Source organism: Alteromonas sp. Cnat3-28, assembly GCF_022348265.1.
Classification (GTDB): Bacteria; Pseudomonadota; Gammaproteobacteria; order Enterobacterales; family Alteromonadaceae; genus Alteromonas; species Alteromonas macleodii.
This window is the reverse complement of record NZ_JAKREY010000031.1, coordinates 1-24,690: the sequence shown is the minus strand read 5'-3', so window position 1 is coordinate 24,690 and position 24,690 is coordinate 1. Positions and strand designations below refer to the sequence as shown.

22 protein-coding genes and 1 pseudogene are annotated in these 24,690 nt (G+C 44.0%); 14 read left to right on the top strand and 9 right to left on the bottom strand.

Features of this window, described 5'->3' with window-relative positions:
- Positions 1 to 319 precede the first annotated feature (319 nt).
- Both MHM87_RS18985 and MHM87_RS18980 read left to right on the top strand, forming a co-directional pair.
- Positions 320 to 562 carry a hypothetical protein gene (locus MHM87_RS18985; RefSeq protein WP_239260695.1) on the top strand — a complete coding sequence of 81 codons (243 nt, stop codon included), beginning with the start codon at positions 320 to 322 and terminating at the stop codon, positions 560 to 562.
- Between the two features lie 474 nt (positions 563 to 1,036).
- Positions 1,037 to 1,459 carry a hypothetical protein gene (locus MHM87_RS18980; protein ID WP_239260693.1) on the top strand — a complete coding sequence of 141 codons (423 nt, stop codon included), beginning with the start codon at positions 1,037 to 1,039 and terminating at the stop codon, positions 1,457 to 1,459.
- A gap of 244 nt (positions 1,460 to 1,703) precedes the next feature.
- On the opposite strand, the gene MHM87_RS18975 is transcribed toward MHM87_RS18980, so the two are convergent.
- Positions 1,704 to 2,729: an IS110 family transposase gene (locus tag MHM87_RS18975; protein WP_014998554.1), complete on the bottom strand. Its 1,026-nt coding sequence runs from the start codon at positions 2,727 to 2,729 to the stop codon at positions 1,704 to 1,706.
- Positions 2,730 to 2,910: 181 nt separating this feature from the next.
- Between MHM87_RS18975 and MHM87_RS18970 the strand changes: the two genes are divergently transcribed.
- Positions 2,911 to 3,162: a hypothetical protein gene (locus tag MHM87_RS18970; RefSeq protein WP_239260691.1), complete on the top strand. Its 252-nt coding sequence runs from the start codon at positions 2,911 to 2,913 to the stop codon at positions 3,160 to 3,162.
- 110 nt (positions 3,163 to 3,272) lie between these two features.
- Here the strand turns inward: MHM87_RS18970 and MHM87_RS18965 are convergent, their stop codons facing one another.
- A complete protein-coding gene (locus MHM87_RS18965) occupies positions 3,273 to 3,554 on the bottom strand; it encodes a type II toxin-antitoxin system RelE/ParE family toxin (protein WP_136783859.1) in 282 nt (93 codons plus the stop codon).
- On the bottom strand, positions 3,551 to 3,835 hold the full coding sequence (locus MHM87_RS18960) for a damage-inducible protein J (protein WP_039220741.1): 285 nt from the start codon (positions 3,833 to 3,835) through the stop codon (positions 3,551 to 3,553). The genes MHM87_RS18965 and MHM87_RS18960 overlap by 4 nt, the downstream gene beginning before the upstream one ends.
- An 801-nt stretch (positions 3,836 to 4,636) precedes the next feature.
- On the opposite strand from MHM87_RS18960, the gene MHM87_RS18955 reads away from it, so the two are divergent.
- The 4 genes from MHM87_RS18955 to MHM87_RS18940 are packed head-to-tail and all read left to right on the top strand — an operon-like array spanning position 4,637 to position 7,059.
- Positions 4,637 to 5,491 (top strand): acyl-CoA thioester hydrolase/BAAT C-terminal domain-containing protein, encoded by an 855-nt coding sequence (locus MHM87_RS18955; protein WP_239260689.1) that lies wholly within the window; start codon positions 4,637 to 4,639, stop codon positions 5,489 to 5,491.
- Between the two features lie 26 nt (positions 5,492 to 5,517).
- The gene (locus MHM87_RS18950) at positions 5,518 to 5,886 is read left to right on the top strand and encodes an MmcQ/YjbR family DNA-binding protein (protein ID WP_239260687.1); all 369 of its coding nucleotides are present in this window, start codon (positions 5,518 to 5,520) and stop codon (positions 5,884 to 5,886) included.
- Between the two features lie 14 nt (positions 5,887 to 5,900).
- Positions 5,901 to 6,278 (top strand): DUF3703 domain-containing protein, encoded by a 378-nt coding sequence (locus MHM87_RS18945; protein WP_049588956.1) that lies wholly within the window; start codon positions 5,901 to 5,903, stop codon positions 6,276 to 6,278.
- Positions 6,268 to 7,059, top strand: a complete 792-nt coding sequence (locus MHM87_RS18940) for a PhzF family phenazine biosynthesis protein (RefSeq protein ID WP_239260685.1) — start codon at positions 6,268 to 6,270, stop codon at positions 7,057 to 7,059. Before MHM87_RS18945 ends, MHM87_RS18940 begins: the two co-directional genes overlap by 11 nt.
- 158 nt (positions 7,060 to 7,217) lie before the next feature.
- On the opposite strand, the gene ggt is transcribed toward MHM87_RS18940, so the two are convergent.
- The gene (ggt, locus tag MHM87_RS18935; RefSeq protein WP_239260683.1) at positions 7,218 to 8,975 is read right to left on the bottom strand and encodes a gamma-glutamyltransferase; all 1,758 of its coding nucleotides are present in this window, start codon (positions 8,973 to 8,975) and stop codon (positions 7,218 to 7,220) included.
- A 14-nt stretch (positions 8,976 to 8,989) separates the two neighbouring features.
- Positions 8,990 to 9,754 (bottom strand): enoyl-CoA hydratase, encoded by a 765-nt coding sequence (locus MHM87_RS18930; RefSeq protein WP_230598867.1) that lies wholly within the window; start codon positions 9,752 to 9,754, stop codon positions 8,990 to 8,992.
- 111 nt (positions 9,755 to 9,865) lie between these two features.
- Between MHM87_RS18930 and rrtA the strand changes: the two genes are divergently transcribed.
- On the top strand, positions 9,866 to 10,450 hold the full coding sequence (gene rrtA / locus MHM87_RS18925) for a rhombosortase (RefSeq protein WP_014949713.1): 585 nt from the start codon (positions 9,866 to 9,868) through the stop codon (positions 10,448 to 10,450).
- Positions 10,451 to 10,656: 206 nt separating this feature from the next.
- On the opposite strand, the gene MHM87_RS18920 is transcribed toward rrtA, so the two are convergent.
- Complete coding sequence (locus MHM87_RS18920; protein ID WP_239260681.1) at positions 10,657 to 13,152, bottom strand: prolyl oligopeptidase family serine peptidase; 2,496 nt, start codon at positions 13,150 to 13,152, stop codon at positions 10,657 to 10,659.
- A 177-nt stretch (positions 13,153 to 13,329) separates the two neighbouring features.
- Between MHM87_RS18920 and MHM87_RS18915 the strand changes: the two genes are divergently transcribed.
- Positions 13,330 to 13,884 carry a glutathione peroxidase gene (locus MHM87_RS18915; protein ID WP_014949715.1) on the top strand — a complete coding sequence of 185 codons (555 nt, stop codon included), beginning with the start codon at positions 13,330 to 13,332 and terminating at the stop codon, positions 13,882 to 13,884.
- 170 nt (positions 13,885 to 14,054) lie between these two features.
- Here the strand turns inward: MHM87_RS18915 and MHM87_RS18910 are convergent, their stop codons facing one another.
- Positions 14,055 to 14,657: an NAD(P)H-dependent oxidoreductase gene (locus MHM87_RS18910; RefSeq protein ID WP_239260679.1), complete on the bottom strand. Its 603-nt coding sequence runs from the start codon at positions 14,655 to 14,657 to the stop codon at positions 14,055 to 14,057.
- Between the two features lie 238 nt (positions 14,658 to 14,895).
- Between MHM87_RS18910 and MHM87_RS18905 the strand changes: the two genes are divergently transcribed.
- Entirely contained in the window at positions 14,896 to 17,361 is a 2,466-nt protein-coding gene (locus tag MHM87_RS18905; protein ID WP_239260677.1) for a CHRD domain-containing protein, read from the top strand.
- A gap of 110 nt (positions 17,362 to 17,471) precedes the next feature.
- Here MHM87_RS18905 and MHM87_RS18900 read toward each other — a convergent pair whose 3' ends face one another.
- Both MHM87_RS18900 and MHM87_RS18895 read right to left on the bottom strand, forming a co-directional pair.
- Positions 17,472 to 18,713: a cystathionine gamma-synthase family protein gene (locus MHM87_RS18900; protein WP_039225530.1), complete on the bottom strand. Its 1,242-nt coding sequence runs from the start codon at positions 18,711 to 18,713 to the stop codon at positions 17,472 to 17,474.
- A 97-nt stretch (positions 18,714 to 18,810) separates the two neighbouring features.
- Positions 18,811 to 19,446 carry a 1-acyl-sn-glycerol-3-phosphate acyltransferase gene (locus MHM87_RS18895; RefSeq protein ID WP_239260675.1) on the bottom strand — a complete coding sequence of 212 codons (636 nt, stop codon included), beginning with the start codon at positions 19,444 to 19,446 and terminating at the stop codon, positions 18,811 to 18,813.
- A gap of 241 nt (positions 19,447 to 19,687) precedes the next feature.
- On the opposite strand from MHM87_RS18895, the gene MHM87_RS18890 reads away from it, so the two are divergent.
- The 4 genes and pseudogenes from MHM87_RS18890 to MHM87_RS18875 all read left to right on the top strand — a co-directional run.
- Complete coding sequence (locus MHM87_RS18890; RefSeq protein WP_239260673.1) at positions 19,688 to 20,470, top strand: NRDE family protein; 783 nt, start codon at positions 19,688 to 19,690, stop codon at positions 20,468 to 20,470.
- A 147-nt stretch (positions 20,471 to 20,617) separates the two neighbouring features.
- Positions 20,618 to 21,808 (top strand): amino acid aminotransferase, encoded by a 1,191-nt coding sequence (locus tag MHM87_RS18885; protein ID WP_014949721.1) that lies wholly within the window; start codon positions 20,618 to 20,620, stop codon positions 21,806 to 21,808.
- A gap of 286 nt (positions 21,809 to 22,094) precedes the next feature.
- On the top strand, positions 22,095 to 24,260 hold the full coding sequence (locus tag MHM87_RS18880; protein WP_239260671.1) for a S46 family peptidase: 2,166 nt from the start codon (positions 22,095 to 22,097) through the stop codon (positions 24,258 to 24,260).
- A 135-nt stretch (positions 24,261 to 24,395) separates the two neighbouring features.
- Positions 24,396 to 24,690, top strand: a pseudogene (locus MHM87_RS18875) (transposase); the annotation flags it as partial.

Sequence of the window (24,690 nt, the reverse complement as noted above, 5' to 3'; positions counted from 1 at the left end):
GAATTCGGGAAGCGCTAGATGTGGCTATTGAAAGAGAACAGAAAACCTAATGACAATGCATAACAAAGTGCTGCACACGGACAAATTTTCCGCTGCGCTCCAAATTCGCCGGTGAGCACGGCGTTATAAGGCGTCAGCCTTAACTGCGTTTGGCTTTATACAAATCCTAGTGCAACTGCCCTCTCCTGTTTTCATTAGCATCCCTCTGGCTTGTGGTAGGTTTTATTCCGCCGCTCTCAATTCAAAGGTGGTGTAATAGGCGCTTAATCTCCAAATCCTTATTTTCAGCCAGCAAGCGCCATTACACTCGGTAGTTCAGATGGCGGCTAGCTTCTGCCAAATCAAAACCATCAGTCCACTGTCGTTCTACTTGTTTGTGTTCACAATCAATCGTATGCTGGCATCAACAGTTTTTAAAAAGACCAAAGGAACTGGCTCTGCTTATAACAAGGCGCTTAAGACCACTCCCTTCGGTCGCTCGGACGCATTTACGCGGGGCGGCTTCGCCATTATGCCCCACGCAACTGCGCCGCTTAGCTTAATGTTAGCCCCCATTCGTTAATTCATCCAAAAATAAAAGATCGGGGTAATGTTTGCGCCGGTGTCATCACTCGTTTTAGCGGCCCACCGTCTTTGGTTATTTTTGTTTCCAGGGCTATCAGCTAATCAAGGGCGTTTCTTCCCGTGGTTTGCGCGGCGCGGGCAATCTTTCGTTGTAAGCGGCATGTTCTTTTATCTGCAATCGTATAGCGCAATTCTCAGGTTCATTGGCAACTTAGCTTTAGCAGTTCCGGCAAATGGTTGCTGCAAAAATCAGTTGTTGTTTTTCTGGTGGTTGTTTAAGGTAAATACAAATCAGGGAAGGGCAATAAGTAATGCAAACATCTTGGAGCAGGGCAGCGAAGCTGCGAACGTTCAGTGTTGGGGCTAACAAAGCGCAGCACGGGACAATAACGCGCAGTTCCCCTTTTTTGCAAAGAGCGCAAAAAAGTGGCCCTTCGCTATTGCCCGTGTGCTAGGCGTTAGGTAACCACAGATGTTTTACCGAGAAATAGTAATTGGCATCACAACCATTTTTGCTTGGTTGCCTGCCCTTATACTTACTTTTCTATCCGCATTTGTATTTCTGATGGGGTTCGCAGCAATAAGCGAAGATAATTATCTTGTTGCTATTGTTTGCACACTTCTTAGCTGTGGTGGTCTTCTGGGTTTTATTGCTCTTACATCTCTCTGCTGGGGGCTTTATATTTCTTTCATTAAACGGCTTCTTTTTCTCCTTGCAGGCGTGTTGTCTTTGGCAACAATTATCTATCTTGGAACAGCAGACCCAACCTCAGCACTTTACCTGAGCTATCATCCATTGGTTGTCTATTTATTCTACTCACCACTTGTTATTGGTATTTTCCATATTGTGCTTCACTGCTATTTTTGGGTAAGGTTACCTAACAAACCGCTGTAGTCGGTCGCAAGCTTATGTGGACTCCCCCATGTCAACAACCAAAACTTAATATCACAAAAAGAAAGATGCGTGCTTATGTTCGAGCTCTAGTAGAGAAGCTATCTCTGGCTCACTGATGTTTACGCGAACAAACGGCCAAGTCTCGCTGGCGAGCTTTTATGCTCCAAGCTTGCGGCTGACTTCGTTTGTAGATTTTTATCTTTGTTCAAGCATTTTAGTTGGTTAACTCATTTTGCGCTGTGAGTTATGCAGCGTGATACTCTGTATTATTTTGCAGCAGACTATAAGCAGTTCTGACTGTCTTGTTAGCCAGGGCTACAGCTGCACACCTATTACCTCGCCGTTGCATTAAGCCCTGCAACCAAAGTTCTTTTTTCGTTTTTGCGCCGTATTTTATCACTTTAATCACCACTGACATGGCACCAGTGATCAGCTGACTTCGAAGGGAGCCGTTTTTACAATACTTACCTATGGTTCCCATGACTTCTTTACCACCAGAGGAATGCTGAATGGGCGTTAAACCAATACAAGCAGACGCATTCTTTCCGCTCTTAAACGGCTGCGATTGATTTGCACCCAAAGCAATATAAAGGTTTACCGCATTAACTGGACCTACACCCTCAAGCTTTAATAGCTTCTTACAATCAGGTAATGATTGGATACTTTGTTCTAAATATTTATCGTATTCACCAATAGCACTAATCATGTTTTCAAGTTGTACTTTAGCGACCGAGAGAGTGGCACGGAAGGTATCAGACAAATTAATCTCTCCATCTTCAAGTACACCTTCCAACCCTCGCAGTATGCCGCCCTGTGTGTTGGGTAAACGGATATTTAGTTCTAACAGTAACGATACTATTTGTTTCTGCGAGGCGTTTTGACTCTTAATTGCTAACTCGCGTAAACGTTGAATTGATTGCAACTGTTGTTGCTCAATACTTTTACCGTTTATAAAAGACACTTCTGGTAAAAATAAGGTCTGTGCGATTGCCAATGCATCATTCTTATCTGTCTTTTGGTTCTGCCTAACAGCTTTGACCAATTTGGCACTAATCAGTCGAGCATCATGACCAGCTTTAATGGCTTGTTGATACCAATAATTTGAAGTAGAGCAAGCTTCAAACGCTACAGTGACGGGCTTAGATTGAGCTAACCAAAGTGAAAATTCATCGGTACTCATTTCTACATTAGACGTAACTTTTTTACCGTGTAATGTGCAAACCTGAATTATATTTTTTGCTAAATCAACGCCGACTTTAGTACGATACATATTAAGGACTCTCTTTAATATTTTTTGTGTGGTAACAAAAATATTACCCCAAACCTTCAGGTGCGGGGGAGTCCAATTATCTCGCTGGGACGCATACACGCGGGGCGGCTGCGCCATGATGCCCCACGTGCCAGCGCCCCTTATTTAAAAGTTATGTGCAGGTGTATGATTTGAGTTTCAGATGATCGATTTTAAGGTTCAAATAGGCAGGGATACTTTCGGCACTTTTGTTGAGACGGAAAGTTACAACGATTTAGATGAATTGGAAGATCTACTTATTGAGCAGTTTTCTATCATTCCCAAAGGTGTTATTGACGGTTCTGCTAATACTGGTGGGCTGTTTAGATTGTATTTCAACGATAGCGTAAGCGCTGAAAAACTAGATCAAATCATTAACAGCTTGAGTTCGTCAAATGGTAAAACAAGCTCGTAGTAACATTTGCACATAACAAAAAAATTATGTCGCCCGCAGGCGGGCTGGGACACAAACAGGCAGGCGGCTTCGCCATTATAGCCTGCTTGTTTGTGCCCCATATTTAAAAGTTAGTTGCCTACAGGAAATTTTTGCTTTTGGTGTAAAACTCGAAGAATGTGAATAATGTCGTCTTTTATAAAATATGAAACAATCATTGAAACCTCTGGAATTATTAACAGTCTTCCCGGTATACCCTCTCTCTCCACTCCCATAAGAGGTTGCTGGTTCAAGTTTTCAACTTTCTTCTCAATTATTGCATCAGTTTTTTCTGCTGCTAATGGGTTAAATTCGTATAAAAACTCGAAAATAGCCTCACGATCGTCCAACGAACTTTTTTCCCATAAGATCATTTTTTGGCTTTATTCCTAATTTTCATTTTTCGAGCTTCCATGTCCAAGTTCGCTTCTTCATGACTGACAAACTTACTTTGCCCACTCTCTAATTTACTAAACGCAGCATTAACCTCTTCAGTAAGCCACTGATCATGAGTCATTATTTTTCGTTGCTGTTCAGCGAGTTCTTCCGTAAGCTCTCTACAAGCGTCACTTAAAGTGCGTCCTTGGCTTTCGGCCATTATCTGAGCTAGCCGTTTAGTTTCTTCATCTACTCTAAACTGAATACGGGTGTCCATGGTAAACTCCTTATGAAATGTACACACAAATGTTAGCACACCTATTGAATTTACGGCAACTAACACATATGAGCCTCCGGGCTGTCAATGAAAAAAGATAGCCCCTTGACCACTATTTCAAGATCAATACCGTTGCCTTTTTGGAACTCGTTTACTTCGTCTGTCATGGCTGATGTTAGGCAAATTGCCTACGTCAAACACATGTAGAGCTGCGCCGGTCACCGGCTCTTATTGTTGCGCTTTTCAATTCCTTTTGACTGGCAACGGCACTAGACATTCATCGGTTAACCTTCCTCTGTCCTATTCAAAGCTAAGTGGCTGTATTGACCAGTTAGTATCAGGTTCAGAGAAGGTGTAAGCAAATTCGTAAAAAGGTAGAGATGCGCAACAGTGGCATGTCTAATCTTAAGGTTAAAATTGACACGCATTTTATCAACGCTTATATGTAGATGAACACTAGTGATAGCCTAAATCTATATTTTGAAAATTTACGAAGGAACGACAATGCCTATAAAAAAATGGACTTTACAATACCTAGTCGCATTTCCCTTGCTGGCCACTATTTTTGCAAGTGTTCAATACTTTAAAGGCCAGTCTTTTTCCTACTCTCTTGAATTCGGGGTTACATGGGCTTTTATATCCATTTCTATATTTGCAGCTCGCCGCATTTACAATTTTAAAAAGCGGATCCATTGCGAAATATGCAACGATATACAAAATCATAAGACCATTGAATAATTGAGCGCGCTATTTCAGTTGAGTTCTCAACCTTAACTTTATGTTAAAAAAACGGGTAAAAAAATGAAAACACAAACCTTACTTATCTATTTTTTCTTTTCCTTGCTTGTCTCTTTCTCGTGTGAAGCCTCTACGCGCTCGCTAAAAATAGAAGATGATGGTTTTGTTGCTACGTATTACTCTTCAGAGTCACAAGAACGTAAAATTGGCGTTTTAGTGCTTGGAGGATCCGAAGGCGGCGTGCCAGAAAAGCTCGCTAGTCCAATCGTTGAAGCGGGATTCCCTACCCTAGCTTTAGCTTATTTTAAGGAAGAAGGCTTACCACCAGAGTTAGAGAGAATACCTCTTGAATATGTAATTCAGGCTATGTCGTGGTTAAAATCACAACCAGAAACCACGCCGGACGACATTATTGTAGTTGGCTGGTCGAAAGGCGCTGAACTGTCACTTCTTCTAGCGTCAAAAGAACCAAGTATTTCAAATGTGGTTGCTATTGCGCCTAGCTCTGTTGTTTGGGCGGGTATTTTGAAAGATTGGAGTAAAGTGCCTGGTTCCAGCTGGACTTACGACGGGCAAGACTTAGCGTTTGTTCCTTTCAACCCGTCGGGTGAAGTTAATGGTTTGCTAGATCTCTATACGCAATCTTTAGAAAATCGAGCAGACAACGGTAAAGCTAATATTCCTGTACAGAAAATCAGCGCCGATGTTGTGTTAATGACTGGCGAAAACGACGAAATTTGGCCCTCGCCTACTATGGCTGAAACAGTTTGTGAAAAAATGAATGCGCGCACTAAACATAAGTGTAAGCACATAAGCTACCAAGGGGCAGACCACTTGCTTAACTACGAGTTCTTAAAAGAGGGTAGCGATATGAACCAAACCTTTATTAAGATGCTTACTAATCACAGTAACCACTAGTCAGCTTCTTCAATAAATAGAATCATATGACCATTGATGAATTCAATCACTATTGCAAAGCACTCCCCCACACTACTCACGTCGTTCAGTGGGGAAATTCAGAAGTATGGAAAATAGGTGGGAAAGTCTTTGCTATAGGGAGCATTGGCAAGGACGGACACCCTGCTTTTACCTTTAAAACATCTGAGCAAAACTATTATTTTCTGGAAGAAAAGCCTGGCTATAGGCCTGCGCCCTATCTCGCTAGTCGTGGAATGAAGTGGATACAACAGTACAATTGCGAGAGCGATGAAGATGAAGCGTTAGAATACTATTTAAACGCATCTTATAAACTAGTATCGTTAGGGTTAACCAAGAAAATGCAAAAAGAGCTTGGTTTAAATCAACCTCAATAAAAGGTGCTTACACCATGTTCAAAGCAAAAGGCTTTACGCGCAATATTCGCCCTTATGTAGAAGATGAGTTGGCATTAGCCCGCAATGAGCAAAATTACGGAAATAAGGCTGAAGCCTTCGCTCATTTAGAAAATGCCCACGTTCTTGGTCAAGCGTCTACAAGGCTACACGTAAAAGTACACGTTCAAATGCTTTTATGGGCAGTGAAACAAGGCAATATTGGTGAGTTTTTTGGTCAACTTTTCAGAATTGCGGGCGCTGCCACAAAAACTGTTTTTGGGCTAGTACCTCATGGAAATACAGGTGGCGCTAACGTTAGCCCATTTAAGGCAATGCCAATTAAACCAGACTTAAATACGATCATAAAAAAAGCGCGTTCGAATGAAAATTAGAATTAACGTTGTTGATGCATTTACTAATGTAAGGTTTAAGGGCAATCCTGCTGCAGTAGTTATAACGGGTAAATGGCTTAGCGATGAAAAAATGCAAGAAATCGCTGCTGAAAATAACCTTTCAGAAACCGCCTTTTTAGTTGAAGATGATAATGGCGTATTCGCTATACGTTGGTTTTCCCCTGTGACGGAAATCGATTTTTGTGGTCATGCAACGCTGGCATCCGCGTTCGTAATCTTTAGCGAAAATTACCAATTACCGCACATTTCTCTATTCGCCAAGTCGGTTGGGATGATGAAAGTCGTTAAAAAGAGCGACGGATTTATTCAGATGGATTTCCCTAATAGAATGCCCAGCCCTGTCGGTGAAGTGCCTGAAGCGTTACTACAAGGGCTTTCTATCAAGCCCAAAAGCATTTTAAAAAATAACCAAGCTTACTTTGCTGTTTATTCTAACGAAGACGACGTTTTAAGCGTAATTCAAGACTGCGAACAACTAAAAACACTAGCGCCTTATGATGTGGTAGTGACAGCGCCTGGTACGCAATTTGATTTTGTTTCGCGTTATTTTTGGCCTGCGAACGGCGGTGATGAAGACCCGGTTACCGGTTCAATCCACACTGGGCTAGCGCCTTATTGGGCAAAAGTATTTGGACGATCAAAACTTATGGCTTATCAGGCATCTAAACGAGGCGGCACATTAAAATGTGAGGTGGCAGGTGACCGCGTGCTTATTTCTGGCCAAGCGGTGTCTTACCTTGAAGGTTATATTAATATTTGATGGTTGATTGCCTTACACGAACTAGTCGATAAAAGAGAACTCTTCTCTCGAGTGTTACCGTCCGCCTCAAACAAAAAATGCGGAAGATATCTAACCTTCCGCTTTCACTCACCCAACAGCACATTGCTGCATCTAGTTTTAACTAGGCAAATGTAATATTAGCGCCCTACTGCAATGCCCTCTCTGCGAGGATCTGCGCCGCCAATTAATTTACCTGATTTAAACTGAATGCCATGAAGACCGCTGTTTAAATCCACTACTTTAACGTTATGGCCGAGTGCCTTTAACGGCTCTTCAAGCTCAGCTATTGGTGTGCCCTTCTCTAACGCAGTGTAGTCGTTTCGATTAGTAATTTTAGGAAGATTGATGGCTTGCTGAATATCCAAGCCAAAGTCTAAAACTCCAATTAGGGTTTGAGCGACGTAGCTTACAATTCTAGAGCCGCCCGGCGAGCCTACAACCACCTCTAAATTCCCTTCTTTGTCGAACACCATTGTAGGGCTCATAGCACTTCTAGGACGCTTACCAGGCTCTACGCGATTTGGTACTGGAAAACGGTTTTTGGTTGGCGAAAATGAAAAGTCGGTAAGCTGATTATTAAGCAGGAAGCCTTCTACCATAATCCCAGAACCAAACATAAATTCAATGCTGGTAGTCATTGATACTGCATTGCCCTCTTTGTCTACTATAGAAACGTGTGAGGTATTGGGCAGCTCCATTGACGTACCAAGTGCTACATTCGCATCGGCGTAGGGATTGCCCGCGCGTTTGCGGCGCCACTCTTTATCAACAGCAATACTCTCGGCTCGGCGCTGAAGATAAGCGGTATTAATCATGGCCGCAAACGGCAAGTTAGTAAAATCGCTATCCGCAATGAACTTCTCGCGGTCGGCATATGAAAGCGCACTTGCTTGCGTATATAGGTTGGCAAACTCTACTGAATCCGGTGCGTATTGACTAAGGTTAAAACCTTCTAACATTTTTAGAATTTGATAAACGTTTACGCCACCTGAGCTAGGTGGTGCCATACCGCAAATGCGTTTTTCGTGGTACAGGCCACATACGGGTTCACGTTTTACTGGTTCGTAGCTTGCTAAGTCTTCCAACGACATTTGGCCAGGGTTAATCTCCGCATTATTAACCGCTTCCACTATTTTTTCGGCAACTTCGCCTTTCAGTAAATAATCGCTGCCTTTTTCCGCAATACCTCTTAGGGTTTTAGCTAACTTTTTGTTTTTCTTAACCGTGCCTTCTTTTAACGGCAGGCCTGCCGGGAAGAAATAAGTAGAGCTTGCAGGAAAAGTTTTAAGACCAGGGTGATAGTCCAATGCAACAAGTTTGGCTAAACGCGGCGATACTTTAAAGCCGTCTTCAGCTGTTTTGATTGTATCGTCGAACAGCGTATTCCAAGGCAGCTTACCGAACTCGCCCTGAGCCATTTCTAGCGCTTTTACTGCACCAGGCACGCCAACTGACTTACCGCCTACTACGGCATCTAACCAGCGCATTGGCTTATTACCTTCAATAAACCAATGAGAATTGACAGCTTTCGGTGCGGTTTCACGGCCGTCAAAGGTGTGAAGTACTTTGTTCTTATTATCCCAATAAAGGATAAACGCACCACCGCCAATACCTGACGATTGTGGTTCAACCAGCGAAAGCATCGATTGCACAGCTACCGCTGCATCGATCGCACTTCCGCCCTTTTCTAAAATATTCTTTCCCGCCCAAGACGCATAGGGATTTGCCGCTACAACCATATAATCTTCGGCGTCAAATGCCTTTTTCTCTATGTAGCCTGTTGCCGCTTCTGGTTCTCCGACTTCACGTGTTTGCTTCGCGTTCGCACCAAAAATAAAACAGCTAGATAATGCAAGAGTTACCACTGAAGCTCTGAAAAAAGCACTGCGTCTCAAAATAATATTTCCTCTTATTTAAATTTTTCGGGGTTTATTGGGCGTTTTTTAAGAAACGCATCAAACGCTTCTTGAGCTGCGGTTGTGCCCAACGCTTCTAAAAATATATCAAACTCTTCGTTCATTTGTTGGTTTGTTCGCTCTCCGTCACCTTTTAATAGCGCTTTTGTTTGTTTAAGCGAAAATGAAGGCTTGGCGACGAGTTTCTCTACCGTTGTTTGAACCGTTTGATCTATTTCGTGAGCGTCGACAATTTTTGTCAGAATACCAAATTGATAGGCATCAGCAGAGGTAAAGGGTTCGCCCAGCATTAGCCACTCTGCCGCCTTTATATGACCTGCAACCTTAGGCAAAAGATAACTTGATGCATATTCAGGAACAAGCCCTAAGTTGATGAATGGTAGAACAAATCGGGTATCTGGAGTGGCGTAAACAAAATCGCAATGAAGTAAAAGCGTTGTGCCTATGCCCACTGCTAATCCGTGAACTTGTGCAATAACCGGTAAATTACATGCAGCCAAAGCTCGCATAAAGGCAGCTGTTTCTGGCACCTGAGCGTGATCTTGTTGCTGTGCGAAGTCTCCAATATCATTTCCTGCAGTAAAACAATCGCCCGCGCCTTTAATAACCACCACTTTGGTTGAGCCATCGTTCTTAACACCTAATATGGCATTCGCCATTTCTTGATACATGTCGCGTGTTAACGCATTTTTCTTATCGGTTCGGTTAAGTGTAATGGTTAAGCATTGCTGATTTGTTTCGGTAATAATGTAAGACATAATTACTCCTTTACTGTCGTCTTTTTGTTTTGGGCGTACTTCAGTTTTCACCCTGTAGGCAATTTCTGTATCATAGCCAGCAAATTCTAATTTCAAAAATAACTAACACTGATGATGTCACTGCCGTTTTCGCTTAAGTATAGCGCTGGTCCTTTATTTATTGCGCTATGCTCCGTTGTCGCGTTTTTCTTTGAGCCTATGTCTGGCAATTATTTGGCTTACGACAGGTACGCCATTCAAGGTCTAGAAACTTGGCGAATAGTCAGCGGCAATATCGTGCATACCAATGGCTACCACCTACTTTTAAATTTAGCAGGTCTGGCACTATTGTGGGCCCTACACGGTGAACATTATCGCATTGGTTTGTACTTAAAAGTTTTTGTATGGTGCTGCTTAGGAACCAGTGTCGGGCTTTATTTCTTCTCTCCAGATCTAATATGGTACGCGGGGTTGTCTGGCGCATTACACGGTATTTTCGCATGGGGCGCCTGTGTTGATATAAAAGAGAAAATGAAGTCGGGTTGGTTATTGCTTATAGGTCTAGCCATCAAGGTGGGATACGAACAAATTGACGGTAGTAGCGAACAAGTTGCAAACCTGATTGACGCAAAAGTTGCCGTAGACGCGCATTTATTCGGTGCGCTTACGGGTATCGCAATCTTTTTACTTATGTTTATTACGGCGAAAAGAAAATAGAAACTTGAGCGATATAGTGTCACTCTTTTTGCGCATTTTAATTCGTTAAAACAGATAAAATGTGCTGGAACAAAAAATGAAGATCTAAAAAAGGCCCGAATTCATTGAATTTGGGCCTTTTTTGTAAGCTTTTTCCGTCCTTAATAGCTACCGCGCTGTGAGCAACTCAGTGGCTCTTAATCACTGGGTTGCACTCGCAGTTTTGCTTATAAGTTTTCTTCAAATAACTTATAGATACGGCGGTATTCATCAAGCCAAGAGCTTGGCTGCACAAAGCCATGTGGCTCTACCGGATAAATGGCCGTTTCAAAATCTTCTTTCTCAAGCTCGATAAGACGCTGTACCAATCGCACGGTGTCGTGGAAAAACACATTGTCATCAACCATAGGCGCATTGATAAGCAATGGCTTTTCTAGTCCATCTGCGAAATAAATTGGCGAACTGCGCTCGAACGCGATGGGGTCGATATCAGGCGTATTTAGAATGTTTGCTGTATATGGCGTGTTGTAATGGGCCCAATCGGTTACCGGACGAAGTGCTGCACCTGCCGCAAACAGGTCTGGCGCGGTAAACATAGACATAAAGGTTAAGAAGCCGCCGTATGAACCGCCGTATGTGCCAATACGCTCACGATCTACATTTGCATTTTCAACAAGCCAGTTAACACCATCACGCAAATCTTGCACTTCAGGCGTACCCATTTGACGATAAATAGCGGTTCGCCAATCACGTCCGTAGCCAGCACTAGCGCGATAGTCCATATCTAGTACGACATAGCCTTGCTGCACGAGCATGCTGTGGAACATGTACTCTCGGAAGTAACCAGACCACCCCATGTGGGCGTTTTGCAAATAGCCTGCACCGTGATTAAACACTACCGCTTTATTTGGTGCCGACTTGTCGTAATTTTCCGGTAAATATACTCGTGCGTAAATAGGTGCATCGGTATGCGACGATTCAATAGCAACGATGTTAGGCACCGCCCATGGAAATGCATTAAAATCAGCACTGGTGCTTTGCGTGATTTGCTTTGCCGCTGTTGTTTCGTTTGCTGGCTTAATGTAAAGCTCTTGTGGCTGATTCACCTTGCTATGGCTTAGCAGCAAATTTTTACCATCAGGGCTAAGTGCATAGTCTGTCATACCATTCAATTCAGTCATGGTATCGATGGTATTGTCACTTAAATCAGCACGATAAACTTCGTAAAGCCCCGGATGCTCCATGTTTGCTTTAAAGTAGATATAGTTGTCATCGCTAGAAAGCGTTAAATCGTCAACAATAAAACGGCCGCTGGTTAGCGCGACTGGCTTCTCGCCAGGCTTTTGAACGTATAAGTGAGAGTAACCAGTATGCTCAGACTGATAGTAAAGTGTTTCGCTGTCATTTAGCCAATCAAACGCGTTGAAACGGTAGTTTACCCACGCATCGTCATGAAGCCTATGTTGGTTTTCTAGCGTTTTATTTTCTAGGTCGACCGTAGCGATCCAGCGGTCTTTGTTGTCCCACGCTTCTAACATAACGGCGACGGCGTTACCGTTTTTGTGCCAACGAATTGAAGGTTTGGTCCAGTACCAGCTTTGCAGCAAGGTAATGTCGCGAGGCAGACGATTTACTTCATAGGTCTCGCCTTTTGCCTTCGCGTTTTCTGCTTTTACGTCAGCAAGTACGTCGTCATTGTAGCCAGGCAAATTAAAGTATTTAAGCTCACTCTTCTCACCTGTCTTCAAATTAAGCAGCCACAGCACGTGATTCACCGATTCAGCATCTGCAACTCGTTGGCGTACCGGCTTCGCAGCAATGCGGCTGTCTTCTTGAATGTAGTGCGGCATGATATCGCTATCATCGCGAGTCGGCTTACTTTCAGTGGTTGCTACTACTGCGAAGTTACCCGCAGGTGATACGCTGATACCCGCTAGTCGATGCGACTTATCAAAGTAAAATGGCGTGGGTGCTACACTGCTGTTTTCTTTGGCCAACGCTTTATGCGCGTCATCTTTTTCTTGCCTGTTTTTGCGCTGTAGTTTGATGTATTCCACCAGCGACTGCTGCTGCTCGGCAATATAATCTTTAGGCGGTTCAACCGCTTTAGGCTCGTCGCTAAACTCCCAGCTTAACAATTCCTCGCGGGTGCCGTTAGATAGGTCTATAGCAATAAATTTGTTACCGCTTAACGCCATTAAACGGCCGTCAGTCATAAATGAAAGCGTTGAGAGCGCATTACCGCCACGCGCGATACGCACGGTTTCACCATTAGTAAATTGTACATAAACACTGTCTTCGAACGAATACGCAATGACACCATCATTTCTTACTACACGTTCGTCAAAACGATACTTGTGCAAATCTGATAATGGTGCTTTAACGGCATTTGCAGGATCAGACAGCTCTGCAATATATACATCTGTCAGTGCACTATCTTGCCTTTCTTTTTCAAAAACAATTTTATCGCCATTGACCGACCAACCCATAGCCTCTGGCAACGCGCCAATCCATTGAGGATCTGACATAATTTGCTTCAGTGTGATTTCACCTTGTTGCACGCTGTTCTGGGGCGCTACAGCTGGTGTAACGGTTTGCTGAACTGTGGCAGCAGGAAGCGATGTAGACGTGGTTTGGTTAGATGGTTCGTTAGTAGTGCTTGCACATCCGCCCAACGCAAAAGTAACGCTAGCCGCGATGAGTAAAGAAGAGTATTTTTTCATTATTTTAAGTCGTTGTTATGTAAAAAACGTTAACATTATACGCAGAGCAGTTACTAATGCGCTAACGTTCATCGATTGAGATAGTGAACCAAACGTAAACCATCTGCGTTTATGGTTGTGAAACTGGTCTGTCGGCCTGAACAAAATAACAAAAATTCACTGATGAGGTAAAACACTATGAAAGCGAAAGGTTTTGTACCTGCGTTGCTTGCGCTCAGCTTTTTCACGACTCCTAGCTTTGCGAGCGAGTGCCCCAGCGTACTAAAGTTCATGAAGCGTAAGCTCAACTCACAAGAAACGGTGAATTTGTGTAACGAATATGCCGGAAAGACCCTTTTAGTGGTGAACACAGCCAGCTATTGCGGCTACACGCCACAATTTGAAGGTTTAGAAGCCCTTTATAGTGACTACAAAGACAAAGATTTTGTAGTACTTGGCTTCCCGTCGCACGATTTTAACCAAGAAGATAATGATGAAGGCAAAACGGCAGAACTGTGTGAATTGACTTATGGCGTAAAGTTTCCGATGTTTGAACCAATATCGGTAAAAGGTGAAGACGCCGATCCTATGTATAGAATGCTAAAAACCGCCACCGGCAAAGCGCCATCATGGAACTTTAATAAGTACCTTATTGACAGCTCTGGTAAGCAAATAACCCACTACCCTAGTTCAACAAAGCCCACTGATCCGGCTTTTATCGCTGACATAGAGGCACTCCTCAAAAGCGAATAAAACCGCGAATATCAACGCTGCCTATAGGTCACACCAAACGAGAATCTAAAAGCCGCGCATAAAAAAGCCCCGCGTAACACGCGGGGCAATCAAGCACACTCAACTTGGAACACACTTTTAGCTGAAAACATACTTCCTACGTTTTAGCTAACTGCATTAATTTAGTGTGTTTAGTTGTTGGTTAGTTCAATAATTTTTTCGCTTGCTTCAGAAAAAGCCTTGTTTGCTTGCTCTTCGCCCATGTTAAGTCCTTCAGCGGAAACGAATTTAACGTCACTGATACCAACAAAATTTAAAAAGTGTTTTAAATAAGGCGTTTGCGTATCAAAGTCTGAACCTGCATACACACCACCACGCGCGGCAAAAACAGTCGCTGATTTATTTTCTAGCAATCCGACAGGACCTGTCTCGGTATACTTAAATGTTATACCAGCTCTTGCAATACGGTCGAAGTAAGCTTTTAAGCTCGATGGGATGCCAAAGTTGTACATTGGCACGGCTAGCACAATTTCGTCAGCCGCTTTTACTGCTTCAACAATGTCATCAGAGACTTTTACCAATGCCTGTTGTGATTCATTTCGCTCAGACGTCTCAGTCATCCACGCCTGCATTTCTTCACCTGTTAGATGAGGCAGTGCCAGAGAGGCAACATCCACGCGGTTAATGTGCACAGAACCGTCATTCTCAATTTTTGAAAGATACTCGTTTGCAAGCTTTGAAGAATTACCTTGGTTGCCATTTAGGCTGGAAAATATAGCCAGTACTTTTTTCATGCCGAACTCCAATATTCGTTGTTTCGATAATATATGGCTATATTACGGCAATCGGGTGGGATGAAAATATCAAAAACATGAAGGCTTCGTTCTATTTTGTAGAACAAACTGCCAAGGAAAAGAGCAAATGTGAAATTATTGAAAACATTACATTACGTTAATGTTGCAAGGAGGTTGATCTTCTTTTATTTGCTAGCGTAACCGAGTTTGCCACAACACAATTAAGAGGATACAAACTATGAGAAGGACCAAAGCGCTCCTTGCATGTTCAATATTACCACTGTTTTTAATTGGCTGCTCGGATGACGACGACGATGTCGTGCAAGAGCCCACACCCGCCCCGGAATACGCAAACGTTCGAGTTGTTCACGCAGCATCAGACGCACCAATGGTAAACATCACTGCTAACGACGCCATACTCAACGATCTCGAAAGCGTTGATTACCAAGTTGCTTCATCTCGCTTCGAAGTCGAGACAGGCATGTACGATATTGGTGTTACAGGTATTCTTCCAGGTGAAAACGCTGAAGTGCTGCAAGCTGACGTTACTTTAGAAGCTGACATGAACTACGATATTTTTGCCGTAGGTAATGTTGGCGATGAGTCGTTATCGCTTTTAACAGTGACCAGTATGGAAACCGCAGTTGACGCAGGTAATGCTCAAGTACAGATTGTACATGCAGCATCAATGGCTCCTATGGTTGATATTTATGTTACGGCACCAGATACAGATATCACTGCCGAGCAGCCGCTTGTTACTGCTGAATTTACTGACGCGACAGATTTGATTCAAGTACCCGCGGGCGATTATCAAATTCGTATTACACCGGCCGGTGAGACAACGGTTGTATACGACTCTGGTACGGTAAACCTTGCAGACGGTGCCGATTTGCTTATCGCTGCTACTAATAACGTAGGTACAGGCGATTCACCAGTAACATTACTGGCCGCGGACGGTGATGGAAGCTTCAAGATATGGGATGCAGAAGCAGGTGCTGCTATCCGCGTTGTGCACGGTATCAGCGACGCACCAGCGGTTGATGTTGTAGCAAATAACGAAATAGTATTGGTGGACGGAATACAGTTCCCGCGCACCACAGACTATTTGTCTGTTGCAGCCGGTGACTATCTCATTGACGTTGTAGCCGATAGCGACAACAGTGTTGTGGCAATTGACGATGCTGAGTTGACGCTAGAAGTAGGTATGTCTTATACCGCTATCGCAAACAACGTTTTGGCTGCACCAGAACTTGATGTGCTTGTTGATATGCCCCGCTCCGTAGCGACAGAAGCGAAAGTGCGTATTGTACATGCTTCACCTTCAGCGGGTAACGTCGATATTTACGTAACCGCAGATGGTGAAATTGATGCGGTTGACCCGGCATTTGCCGATATTGCCTATGAGACTGGCGAGCTTGTTGAAACAGGTTACGTAAGTCTTGCAGAAGGTGACTACGTCGTTACGGTTACACCAACAGGCACCAAAACAGCGGCAATCGAAACAGGCGTTTTAACGCTTGAGAATGGTGAGATTTACACTGCTATCGCATTAGATGGTGCAATGGAAGGCGATTTACCTCAATTAGCGTTGCTTGATGGCCTAGCACCACCTCCCCCAGCTTTTAATGCTGACATGACTTACAATGTAAACTTAAGTGGTTCACAAGAAGTGCCTGCCGTTACTACTATGTCTATGGCAACTGCAGTGGTCGAAATTGACGAAGACTTACCGGCGTTTAGCGTAAGTGTTGACGTATCAGGCTTAACGGATGTTACTGGTGTACACGTACACGATGGCGGCATTGGTATGAATGGTCCGGTTGCTTTCCCACTGACTGATGCTGGTAATGGTACTTATGTTCTCGCTGAAACTAATATTTCACCTAGCAACTTAGACGCGCTGACTAGCGGTGAGTGGTATTTAAATGTTCACACTACCGCTAACCCTAATGGCGAAGTGCGTGGTCAGATTGTTCCCGACACAACTGCGGTAGTAACATTCTCACTAAGCGGCAGCCAAGAGGTACCAGCAGTTGACACCATGGCAATGGGGTCTGGCTATGCGCTCTTCGACACCACAAACAACAACGTTTCTCTTGTGGCGGTAACCACTATTGAAAATGCGACTATGGCGCACATTCATACTGGGTTTGCTGGTGAAAATGGTGACGTACTTGTAGGACTTGTGGAAAGTGAAAGCACCGCTGGCGTTTGGATGACAGACGGAAGCATAGCACTAGATGAAGCCACAGCTACGCAACTACTGGCAGGTGGTCATTATGTGAATGTGCATACAGCAGCTAATACTGGTGGTGAAATTCGCGGCCAAATCACACCTGATAATATTGAAGTGTACGGCATCATTGCCAACGGCCTACAAGATGTGCCTGCAGTAACTACAACAGCAAGCGGCGCTGGTGCATTTACTTTGAATACATCTACAGGTGCACTGTCAGGCAGCGTTACCATTACCGGTATGACAGCAAACATGGCTCACATTCACGAGGGTGAAATGGGCGTAAATGGAGATGTTCTAATTGGACTTACTGCTGGTACCAGCGGTATGTGGTCTGTGCCAGCTAATACTACGTTAACTGCTGAGCAAATGAATGTTATGGCAGACGGAGGTCTTTACACTAACTTCCACTCAGATGCATTCCCAAGCGGTGAAATTCGTGGACAAATTACGCTAGGTTTTGACTAGTCAAAAATAGCTAAACCCATTGTGTTTCAATTATATTGAGACCCAATTAATCTAAAATAAAAAAAGGGGCAAACGCCCCTTTTTTGTGTTTCTCGACAAGAAAATTTTATCTATATGGTATTTAGCGCCGTGTCGAAATCTGCAATCAGATCCTGAGTGTCTTCAATACCTACCGAAATACGCAGCATGGTATCGGAAATACCCATTAACTCACGCTCTTCTGCCGTGTTCTCAAAATAAATAGTAGGCGCAACTGGTAACGCTAAGGTGCGATTATCCCCTAAGTGCGTGGCGCAAATAACTAACTTCATTTCGTTTAAAAACGCCACTGGATCAGCACCGTCGATAAGGTCAAAACTCAAAATTGCGCCGTAGCCGTCGTTTAGGTATTCCCTTGCCATGAAATGCTGAGGGTGGTCGGCAAGACCTGGATAGAAGACTTTAGATACCTTGGGATGATTATCTAGGAACGTCGCCAACTGCATAGCATTATGCTGACTTCGTGATAAACGTAAATCTAAGGTTTCCATGCCTAGGGCAATGGCCGTCGCTGATTGCGGTGCCAATGTAGCGCCTAAATCGCGTAAACCTTTCTTTTTAATTTGCGTAATGCCCCACTGTGCAGTATCTGCAACCTGATAAGCCGGTTTTAGGTTACTAAACTTACTCCAATCATAGTTACCCGTATCAATGACAGCACCACCTAAAACGTTACCGTGACCTGCAATGTATTTTGTCAGCGAGCAAAACACTAACGACGCTTTAACATCTTTAGCATAAAAAACAGGGGGTGGCGTCATGGTGTTATCAACCATAAACAGCATGTGCTTCTCTTCACAGAATTGACCAATGGCGTGAAGGTCGGCCACCTGTGTCACAGGGTTAGCTACGGTTTCGGTGTAAACGCCTTTTGTGTTTGGCTGGTAAGCTTCTTTGACTTGCTGAATGTCGGTCACATCTGTGTAGGTAACCTGCACACCAAAATCTTTAATGGTTTCAAAAAAGCTTCGCGTATTACCAAATAGGTATTGGCTTACAATTAAATGGTCGCCGGCTTTGAGTAAAGCAAATAACGAGCTGCTTATCGCCGCCATTCCGGTTGAGTAACATAAGGTACCCACACCGCCTTCCAGATCATTAAGCATATTTTGCAGTGCCGCCACAGAAGGTGACGATGAACGAGAATAAACATGAGCAGCTCGTTTACCTTGAAACGCATCGATGATGCCCTGCGCATCTTTAAACTCGAAAAGAACTGAATTAGACGTGCTGCTGTGAACACCACCATGTTCAGGCGTATTTAGCATGCGATCAGAATGAACCTGACGGGTTGTGAATCCCAATTTTGTCACGGGTGAAGCTCCGAAAATAGATGTTTGCGACCGAGCCGAGTGCGCACCAGTACTCTGAGTTGATACGGTTGCGTACTTACCACTTCAATAGAAATGATTATGGCTTTGTAATGCAGTTTTTAGGATATTTTGCGCAAACATTATCATAAAACGTATAAATAGTTTGCATTTGTTCATCTATGTTAGTCACTTTCTGAATAATTGGCCCCAACACGATCATTTTTCTGGTGTAGTCCAACCCAATGACTTGTATAGGAATTTCGGCTTCTCGTGCAATGTGCATAAAGCCTGTTTTCCATGGATAAATGGGGCTCCGTGTACCCTCTGGCGCTAACGCGAGTATTAATTGACCGGCTTCCTTTATCTTATTTGCAATAGACGTGACCACCCCATGCGCTTTACTTCTCTCTATAGGAATGCCGCCTAGCCTTTTAACAATAGCGCCCAAAGGGGGCGCAAAGATGGTGTGCTTTCCGAAAAAATTAATGTTTAGCTTAAAGGAAAAAACCACGAACAAGCCAATAAAGAAGTCCCAGTTCGATGTATGCGGTGCTACCGCTAAAATGGCTTTTTTCTGATTGATTAGTTCGCCTTCTACACGCCAGCCCCTTTTTGTCAGCACCCAAGCTGCGAACGACGACAACCAGTTGGGCCACTTGCGAAGGACATGCTCTCCAACGTTGACACTATTGGCCCGTTGAGAGTGGGTTTGAGGGTGTGAGGTTTCTGTCATTATTATTATGCTCTGCTTACTACACTTAGGTTATCTATTTGCTAATTTATTTTCTGAGGCTTCGAAGTGGAATGCCGTAACGAAAAGCGCTTTACTTTCCATATTGTACCCGCATATTAATTAACAGAGTAAAACGTTGGAGTGTGCGCAATTTGGCGAAGAGTAATCAAAATGGGTTTGGAACGCAATTGTTAACAATGCAGCGTTTTGAATTCTTAGAGAATATGGGCTTAATATAGCTATGTGTATTTTATTTATCGCAAACAATATGCGAGATGACTACCCGCTTATCATCGCTGCGAATCGGGATGAGTTTTACGCACGACCAACCGCGCCGTCTTCATTCTGGAAAAGCCACCCGTATTTGCTCGCCGGACAAGACTTAGAAGCTAATGGAACCTGGATGGGTGTTACGCGTAACGGATATGTGGCGGCGCTTACTAATGTAAGGGACCCACACAACATCAACAAAAATGCGGTATCGCGAGGTGAATTAGTCGCCAACTGGCTGAAGCACAACTCAGTCGAAATGAAGCCTGTTGCACAATCACAATACTTGGCAACGCTAGAAAAAACGCGCCACCGATACAACGGCTACAACCTGTTATTCGGAGATATAAATTCGCTTAAGGTTTACAACAACGTAAACAATTCGACCCACATTATCGACACTGGTGTCTACGGTTTGTCTAACGCGGATATTGCCACACCTTGGCCAAAAGTCACGCAGGGCGTTACCGCATTGAACAATTATGTCACCAAACAAAACATCATTAATGATGAAGACTTATTTGATATTTTACGTTACGACAATAAAGCTGACGATGCCTTGTTACCCGACACGGGCGTAGGCTATGAGTGGGAAAAGGCGTTGTCTTCCATTTTTATTCAATCCGAAAAATACGGAACGCGTACCTCTACACTGCTATTAGTAGATAAAAACAATACGCTGACCTGGAAAGAACGACGCTTTTCAGACAAAGGCGAAGCACAAGAAACCCGCGCTTTTTCTTTTTCAATTTAGGGTGTTTTTGAAATGAAACTTTCGTTTACGTTTTCTTTCCTCGACTAATTGAAATATTTTCAACCTTTAGGGGTCGTTTTTTCTACCATCGGTGGCATAATGCCAGCCTGCTATCTTTTGCATACCAACGTAACGTGAGGACATATCGTGTTTGAAGTATTACCCCATCTCGCCCCAGATCCAATTCTTGGCCTGTCAGCTGCTTTTCGTGAAGACACCAACCCAAACAAAATCGATTTAGGTGTTGGCGTATATAAAGATGAGCAAGGTAATACCCCTATTCTTTCAAGTGTCGCAAAAGCGCAAAAAGTGCTTTTAGATACCGAAACTAGCAAAACCTACATCACGCCTCAGGGCAACCAAGGTTTTATCGACGGTATGTTGTCTTTGCTATTAGGTAAGACTAGCCCCGTTCTATTAGCAGACCGCGTTGCAGCGGTTCAAGCTCCAGGTGGTTGCGGTGCATTGCGTATTCTTTCAGAACTACTTGCCCGTTGTAACGACAACGCTAAAGTATGGGTAAGCGACCCGACATGGGCGAACCACATTCCACTTATCGGCTCTGCGGGTCTTAAAATCGAAACCTACCCGTACTTCGATAAAGCGTCAGCAAGCATTCGCTTTGACGCTATGATGGAAACCCTTCGCAAAACTGAAAAAGGCGATATCGTTCTTCTACACGGTTGCTGTCACAACCCTACAGGTGCTGATCTTACTAATGCACAATGGGATGAAGTACTAGAAGTAGCGAAAGAGCGAGAATTCCTGCCTTTCATCGATGTGGCTTACCTCGGTTTTGGTGAAGGTTTAGAAGAAGACGCGTACGGCATGCGTTTGTTGGTAGAAAACCTACCAGAGGTTATCGTTGCAGCTTCTTGCTCTAAGAACTTTGGCCTTTATCGCGAACGTGTTGGTTTGGCTGCCATCATTACTGAAGATTCAGCAACCCGTAAAATTGCTCAGGGTCAAATTCAGTCAATCGCACGTGGCATCTACTCTATGCCACCGAGCTACGGCGGCGCGTTGGTAGACATTATCCTAGCTGACGAAGCCCTTAACAACGAGTGGGTATCTGAAGTGAACGAAATGCGCGATCGCATGAAATCACTCCGTGCAATGCTAGTTCAAAACCTTCACGATAATGGCTCGCCTAAAGACTTTAGCTTCGTAAACGACCAAAAAGGTATGTTCTCGTTCTTGTGTATTACTCCAGAGCAAGTGCGCGAAGTGCGTGAAAAGCACAGTGTGTATTTTGTTGATTCTAGCCGCGTGAACATTGCGGGCATCAACCAAGAAAACGTAGAAACACTTGCTAAAGCATTGGTATCAGTGCTTTAAGTACGAACTATTGATTCTTAAGATTCGAAAGGCAGGGTTCACACCCTGCCTTTTTTATTGCCTTCAAATTACCCGTCTTCCTATTTCTGCGATGAACGCCCCAACCACGCTGTCAGTAGCGGTTAGTCACACTTTTTAACAAATTCACGCAGTGCGCTATACGCCTTTTAGTAGGGCAAGCCGGATATAATCGTTACACTGTAACAATGTTGACGTACACGTTAACTTGGTATTTATTACGACTGACTTATAACAATGAGATTAACGACAAGAACAAGGATCACCCATGTCTAAAGTAAGTGTATTTTGTCTTTCTGCCGCGCTACTTGGCAGTGCAATGCAAGTAAATGCTAAGGAAGGCATGTTCACGCCAGAACAACTCCCTTCAATTGCCGGCGATTTAAAAGAAACAGGCTTAGCAATCCCTGCTAGTAGTATTAACGACCTAACCGCGTTTCCTATGGGCGCGATTGTTTCATTAGGTGGCTGTTCAGCATCGTTTGTCTCTGACAAAGGCTTGGCCGTTACTAATCACCACTGTGCGCGCGGCTCTGTTCAATATAACAGCACCCAAGAAAACAACTATTTAAAAGATGGTTTCCTAGCAAAAGAAATTGGTGAAGAACTGCCGGCCGCGCCGGGTACACGCATGTTCGTTACGGTCGATTTTTCTGATGTAACCGACAACGTCATTGGCGGTATCAGCGATGACGTTCAAGGACGCGAGCGCTACGACCTCATTGAAGCGAACCGCAAAGCATTAATTGCAGAATGTGAGTCTGAAGCAGGCTTCCGCTGCTCTGTGCCTTCATTTTTCCAAGGCCTTGAGTATAAGCTAATTAAGCAAATGGAAATTCGTGACGTGCGCATTGCCTACGCGCCTGCTGATTCAATTGGTAAATACGGTGGTGATGTAGATAACTGGATGTGGCCTCGTCATACGGGCGACTTCTCTTTCTATCGTGCTTATGTGGGTAAAGACGGTAAACCCGCTGATTACAGTGAAGAGAACGTGCCGTTTAAACCTGACCATTTCTTGAAAGTTTCGGCAGCTGGACTTGAAGACGGCGACTTTGTTATGGCAGCGGGCTACCCTGGCTCTACTAATCGCTATGCGCGTTTATCACAAGTGTCGTACACGTTTGATTGGTTATATCCCACTTACCTTGAACTGGTAGACGCGTGGATTAAAACTATTGAAAGTGCATCTGAAGAAGGCAGCGATGCGCGTATCAAATACGAAGCATTGTTAGCGGGACTTAACAACTTCCACAAAAATACGTTAGGCCAGCTTTCTGGCGCTAAACGCGTTGGACTTGTTCCACGTCGCGCTGAGCGTGAAGAGCAACTAGCTGCATGGCTTGATAAAAACGGTAAGAGTGAAATGAAGCAAGCACTTGCCTATCTTGATGCGGTTAGTGCTGAACAAATGCAAATGAACAAGCAAAACTTCTGGTACAACAACCTAAGTCGTGCACAACTCTTGTCGTCAGCTCAAACCCTTTATCGCAATGCCATCGAAAAAGAAAAGCCGGACGCAGAACGTGAATCTGGATTTCAGGACCGCGATCAAATTCGCCTGAAAGAAGGCGTAGAGCGCATTGAGCGTCGCTTTGATCCGGCCGTTGATCAGGCCGTTTGGCAAAAAATGATTAGTATGTACCTTGAACAGCCTGAAGAAAACCGAGTAGCCGCGTTCGATAAAGCAGTAGGCATTGATAGTGATACTGACGGGAAAACACTTCAGAAGAAGTTAAAGGCGTTTTACGACAAGACTTCATTGACTAACACTGAAGAACGTTTGAAATGGTTAACTGCAAGCCGCGCTGATTTCGAAAATAGTAACGACCCGTTCATTAAACTTGCGATTGCCCTGTTCGATACCGAGATGGCTATTGAAGATAAGAGCAAAACGCTAAGCGGTAAAGCTGCCGCGCTTCGCCCTAAATACATGAGTGCCATTATTGAGTGGCAAAAATCTTTGGGCAGCCTTGCTTATCCAGATGCAAACAGTACGCTGCGCGTCACTTACGGTAACGTAATGGGCGGCTCGCCAAAAGACGGCCTGATTTACGAGCCGTTCACTCGTCTTGAAGGTATTACCGAGAAAGACACAGGCGAGACACCTTTCGACTCTCCTAAAAAGCAGCTTACGCTTATTGAGGACAAGAAATACGGACCTTACAAACTAGACGCTATTAACAGCGTGCCGGTAAACTTCCTGACGGATTTAGATTCAACAGGCGGCAACTCAGGCTCAGCAACGCTCAACGCAAAAGCAGAGCTTATCGGTCTGTTGTTTGACGGTACGTTCGAGAGCGTTAATTCTGATTGGGATTTTGATCCGAAAACAACCCGTACCATCCATGTAGATAGCCGCTACATGTTATGGGTAATGGAATACGTTGACGGTGCAACAAACCTCATCGAAGAGATGACCATCGTTAAATAACCACCAAATAATGGGGTCAGAGTCTGAGGTATCCCCACAAATAATATAACGATATCAGCGAGATAAAAAAGATAGGAACATTCATGACGTTTGGTGATCAGATCAATCGCCAAAAATCACTGAGGCCAAACAGCCATGAATGCTCTATCTATTGTGAACAAAGTCGTTACGCTTGTCAGCTACAATATGCATAAAACTCGTCTAAATGCGGTAACGGCGTGCGTCAAAAGCCTACTTAATGGAAGCGCGGCAACCGTAACCAGCATAGGTCGAGGAATTGAGACTAAAGCCTTTGAGAAACACCGGATTAAACGTGCTGACCGCTTGCTCTCAAACCCGCATTTAGTAAGTGAAACACCGCTCATCTATGCATCTATATGCCAACTATTTTGCGGCAACACAACACGCCCTGTTATCTCAATCGACTGGT

What these genes read in the sequence shown, in the direction of transcription:
- MHM87_RS18985 (WP_239260695.1), top strand. Translation starts at nt 320, where the DNA reads ATGGCGGCTAGCTTCTGCCAAATCAAAACCATCAGTCCACTGTCGTTC.
- MHM87_RS18980 (WP_239260693.1), top strand. Translation starts at nt 1,037, where the DNA reads ATGTTTTACCGAGAAATAGTAATTGGCATCACAACCATTTTTGCTTGG.
- MHM87_RS18975 (WP_014998554.1), bottom strand. Translation starts at nt 2,729, where the DNA reads ATGTATCGTACTAAAGTCGGCGTTGATTTAGCAAAAAATATAATTCAG.
- MHM87_RS18970 (WP_239260691.1), top strand. Translation starts at nt 2,911, where the DNA reads ATGATCGATTTTAAGGTTCAAATAGGCAGGGATACTTTCGGCACTTTT.
- MHM87_RS18965 (WP_136783859.1), bottom strand. Translation starts at nt 3,554, where the DNA reads ATGATCTTATGGGAAAAAAGTTCGTTGGACGATCGTGAGGCTATTTTC.
- MHM87_RS18960 (WP_039220741.1), bottom strand. Translation starts at nt 3,835, where the DNA reads ATGGACACCCGTATTCAGTTTAGAGTAGATGAAGAAACTAAACGGCTA.
- MHM87_RS18955 (WP_239260689.1), top strand. Translation starts at nt 4,637, where the DNA reads ATGAAAACACAAACCTTACTTATCTATTTTTTCTTTTCCTTGCTTGTC.
- MHM87_RS18950 (WP_239260687.1), top strand. Translation starts at nt 5,518, where the DNA reads ATGACCATTGATGAATTCAATCACTATTGCAAAGCACTCCCCCACACT.
- MHM87_RS18945 (WP_049588956.1), top strand. Translation starts at nt 5,901, where the DNA reads ATGTTCAAAGCAAAAGGCTTTACGCGCAATATTCGCCCTTATGTAGAA.
- MHM87_RS18940 (WP_239260685.1), top strand. Translation starts at nt 6,268, where the DNA reads ATGAAAATTAGAATTAACGTTGTTGATGCATTTACTAATGTAAGGTTT.
- MHM87_RS18930 (WP_230598867.1), bottom strand. Translation starts at nt 9,754, where the DNA reads ATGTCTTACATTATTACCGAAACAAATCAGCAATGCTTAACCATTACA.
- rrtA (WP_014949713.1), top strand. Translation starts at nt 9,866, where the DNA reads ATGATGTCACTGCCGTTTTCGCTTAAGTATAGCGCTGGTCCTTTATTT.
- MHM87_RS18920 (WP_239260681.1), bottom strand. Translation starts at nt 13,152, where the DNA reads ATGAAAAAATACTCTTCTTTACTCATCGCGGCTAGCGTTACTTTTGCG.
- MHM87_RS18915 (WP_014949715.1), top strand. Translation starts at nt 13,330, where the DNA reads ATGAAAGCGAAAGGTTTTGTACCTGCGTTGCTTGCGCTCAGCTTTTTC.
- MHM87_RS18910 (WP_239260679.1), bottom strand. Translation starts at nt 14,657, where the DNA reads ATGAAAAAAGTACTGGCTATATTTTCCAGCCTAAATGGCAACCAAGGT.
- MHM87_RS18905 (WP_239260677.1), top strand. Translation starts at nt 14,896, where the DNA reads ATGAGAAGGACCAAAGCGCTCCTTGCATGTTCAATATTACCACTGTTT.
- MHM87_RS18895 (WP_239260675.1), bottom strand. Translation starts at nt 19,446, where the DNA reads ATGACAGAAACCTCACACCCTCAAACCCACTCTCAACGGGCCAATAGT.
- MHM87_RS18890 (WP_239260673.1), top strand. Translation starts at nt 19,688, where the DNA reads ATGTGTATTTTATTTATCGCAAACAATATGCGAGATGACTACCCGCTT.
- MHM87_RS18880 (WP_239260671.1), top strand. Translation starts at nt 22,095, where the DNA reads ATGTCTAAAGTAAGTGTATTTTGTCTTTCTGCCGCGCTACTTGGCAGT.